Genomic DNA, 3,106 nt, shown 5'->3' on the forward strand with positions numbered 1-3,106 from the left:
AGGGACTGCCTTTTGAGCCTACCCCTATCCGATTCCACTGTCTGTATGAAGTCTGTGCAGACAAGAATGAAGTTCGTAGGAAGCCCCCACTTCAAAATCCAAAGGATTTAAGTGGTGGGTAGTTCACTCACACGGAATATGTATAAAAAGGATGCGAACAGTACGCATCCTTTTATAGTTTAATTTTAAGAGAAATCTGATCTGTGCCCGCTCCAATTAAGGTTTGGTCGTGTCAGTGTCTGACAGATCTTTTCCTTCTTCAATGCCTTCCTCAATTGTTTCCTGAGCATCTTCGGCCGCATCTTTCGTAATTTCTACGTCGCGTTCTGTCCCTTCTTTGAGAGCGTCTTTGACACCTTCAGCTGTTTCTTTTGCTTCCTGCTTGATTTTATCGAGATTTTTTTCAGTTTCGTCCATATTCGAGCCAACCTGATTGGACAGCTGGTCATAAGTGACCGAAGCATTTTTCAGATATTCTGATCCGGCTTCTTCTACTGTATCTTTCAGATCCGATCCTTTTTCTTTAGCAAGAGACATATACTCTTTAGCCTGCTGTTTCGTTCTGTCAGCTTGATCAGCAATATTTCCACGCATTTCTTTACCTGATTTAGGTGCGAGCAGGAGTGCGGTCAAGCCTGCTACAGCTGCCCCGACGAATGTTCCCAGTACAAAACTCTCAGTATTTGAATGTTTTTTCATGCTGAATATTCTCTCCTTGTTTTTTATTATCGTGCTTACCCTCTGACTTTACTGCCAACTTTTTTGGCGATTCCGACCGTTGCACCTTTTTTTGATGCGCTGGCTAGATGTGAAGTCAGATTTCTTGTTGATTCGTTCAGGCTTGATACTGATTCACCTAAGTCACCAACAGCCTGGAACAATGGATCAGTCATGCCTAGTTTGCCATTCACGTCATCTAAAGTCGTATTGGATTTATTGAGAAGCCCTTCGACTTCAATAAGTAAATGATCCGCGTCTTTAGTGATCGTGCTCAGGCTCTTGTTCGCTTCTTCGATCGTCGTATTCAGTTCTGAAACAATGCCTGCCACTTTAAATAGTACAAAACATAAGCCCAGAACTAAAACTGCAAAAGCACCTGCCGCAATTAATGCAGCTATTTCTCCACCTGTCATATTAATCCCTCTTTCTTCTATTCTGTATAGACTTAGATTACCATTATCCAGCTGATTATTGCAAACAAGAAGGTCCTGAAGCCCCCTCAATTAACAAAATTGAAGTATTTAAAAAAACTGGTAGAATAATAGGTACACTAAGACTCTCTGAAAGGATCGAATCAATTATGTGTTTTGCTGGGACTAACGGAACTGAAAATCAGGAAGGACCTACAACTCCCGAAGAAGGAATAAACTTCTTTATTGAATACTGGAATGACATTGACTGGGAAGGAATTTTTTCTTCAATTATATTATTCCTCATGCAGCTTATTCTGACTCTGATTATTTTCTTCATTCTAAAAAAGGTCGGTAATTATGCAATCGAGCTGGTTTTCAAGCGATATATGAAAGAAGAGCAGACTTTACCTAATCGTCTGAACACATTGTATACATTGAGTAAAAACAGTTTTCATGCCATCATCTATTTCTTCCTCGTCTATACAATACTTGAACTCATGGGTGTACCAGTCGGCACATTAGTAGCCAGTGCCGGGGTCGTCGGTCTGGCACTTTCACTCGGTGCTCAGGGATTTGTATCAGATATAGTCAATGGCTTCATGATCCTGCTGGAAAAACAGCTGGACGTTGGTGATGTCGTCGAACTGAGCGGTATATTGGGAACCGTTGAAGATGTCAACCTTAAAACAACCAAAGTCAGAGATTTCGACGGAACTACGCATTTCATCCCTAACCGATCGATCACAGTTATCAGCAACCGGTCGCGGGCGGATATGCGTGTCATGCTGCATGTCAGACTCTTTCCTGAAACAGATCTAAACAAAGTCAGATCAGTTTTGGAACAGGTTAACCGGGAATGGATTCCCCGACGTGAGGAGATCACTATCGAGCCGACAGAAATTGCCTTTGTCCCCATTGGCGCAGGCCAGATTGCCGCTCAGGTTATCATGTACACCAAGTCCGGTACTGAATTTGCTATGCGTAACCTCTTCTACGAGAAATACGTCGATGCTTTAAGGGAAGCAGGTATTGAACTGCCTAAAGTCAATTTGGATATTCAGGCGCCATAATCAGAAATATAAAAGGTGAGCACTCTTGCCGGTCAGACAGGTTCAATCCCGTCTGACTGGCTTTTATTTTGTTAAATAGATTCAATTATCTTTATTTACACGAAGCGCTCTGCGATTCGTTTCCTTATTGAAAAGAAATTCTTTACTCTCTTCTTCGGTATTCTGATAGATGTGGATTGAATAAATCGGCAGTCAGCTGGTAAAAGAGTTACGTTTTAAGATCACACTCCTATGGGTCACGTTCTGTCACTTTCTGCTTTCTCTCAGCCTACTTGAGCTCTCCTTAGTGCAGTTTCTGCTGAACCGAAGGGGGGAAACTTACCGTTAGAACTAAACTAATTTCAGTTCAGGCAGAGTGATCGAATAGAAGTCTTCGCTAAACCTCTTATAGTTAAAGTTCATGAGATTCTTTGACTTATTAGTGCCATTAAACGGCCTCTAGTTACAGCTTATGAAATTATGGCTGTCTTAAATGCCGTTAAATGGCCTCTAGTTATAGTTCATGAAATTATGGCTGTCTTAAATACCGTTAAATGGCCTCTAGTTATAGTTCATGAAATTATGGCTGTCTTAAATACCGTTAGATAGCCTCTAGTTACAGCTCAGTCACACATTATCCTTCGATAATCCTCTTAAACTCCAAATAGTTACACTTTAGCTCAGAAAAGTATGGTAAATCCCACTCGTCTCTCTCCTAATTATTGTTCAGAACCCCATTCGAAGCTGGACTTATCATTAGACTAAATTACTCCTTCAATTATTGTGCTTTTCCATAAGAAAGGGGCTGGGAAAAAACCAGCTCTTAACAAACAAAAAGAACAATGAAAACCGTCGGTTTTAGATGGTCTTCATTGTTCTTTTGTATTTTTTCTGAAGATGTAGAAGTACATCCTCCTTTTCTTC

General features: G+C 40.9%; 3 protein-coding genes. 1 reads left to right on the top strand and 2 read right to left on the bottom strand.

Annotation, left to right across the window (positions count from 1 at the left end; translation table 11 throughout):
• Positions 1-216: 216 nt before the first annotated feature.
• Together ACYQ4S_RS11445 and ACYQ4S_RS11450 are read right to left on the bottom strand one after the other, a co-directional pair.
• On the bottom strand, positions 217-699 hold the full coding sequence (locus ACYQ4S_RS11445) for a YtxH domain-containing protein (RefSeq protein WP_346023967.1): 483 nt from the start codon (positions 697-699) through the stop codon (positions 217-219).
• Between the two features lie 35 nt (positions 700-734).
• Positions 735-1,133, bottom strand: coding sequence for a DUF948 domain-containing protein (locus ACYQ4S_RS11450; RefSeq protein ID WP_091482283.1), 399 nt, complete (start codon positions 1,131-1,133; stop codon positions 735-737).
• A 167-nt stretch (positions 1,134-1,300) separates the two neighbouring features.
• Here ACYQ4S_RS11450 and ACYQ4S_RS11455 point away from each other — a divergent pair, with 167 nt between their 5' ends.
• Entirely contained in the window at positions 1,301-2,203 is a 903-nt protein-coding gene (locus ACYQ4S_RS11455; RefSeq protein WP_459771249.1) for a mechanosensitive ion channel family protein, read from the top strand.
• Positions 2,204-3,106 lie beyond the last annotated feature (903 nt).

The organism is Alkalibacterium sp. s-m-28 (assembly GCF_054658175.1).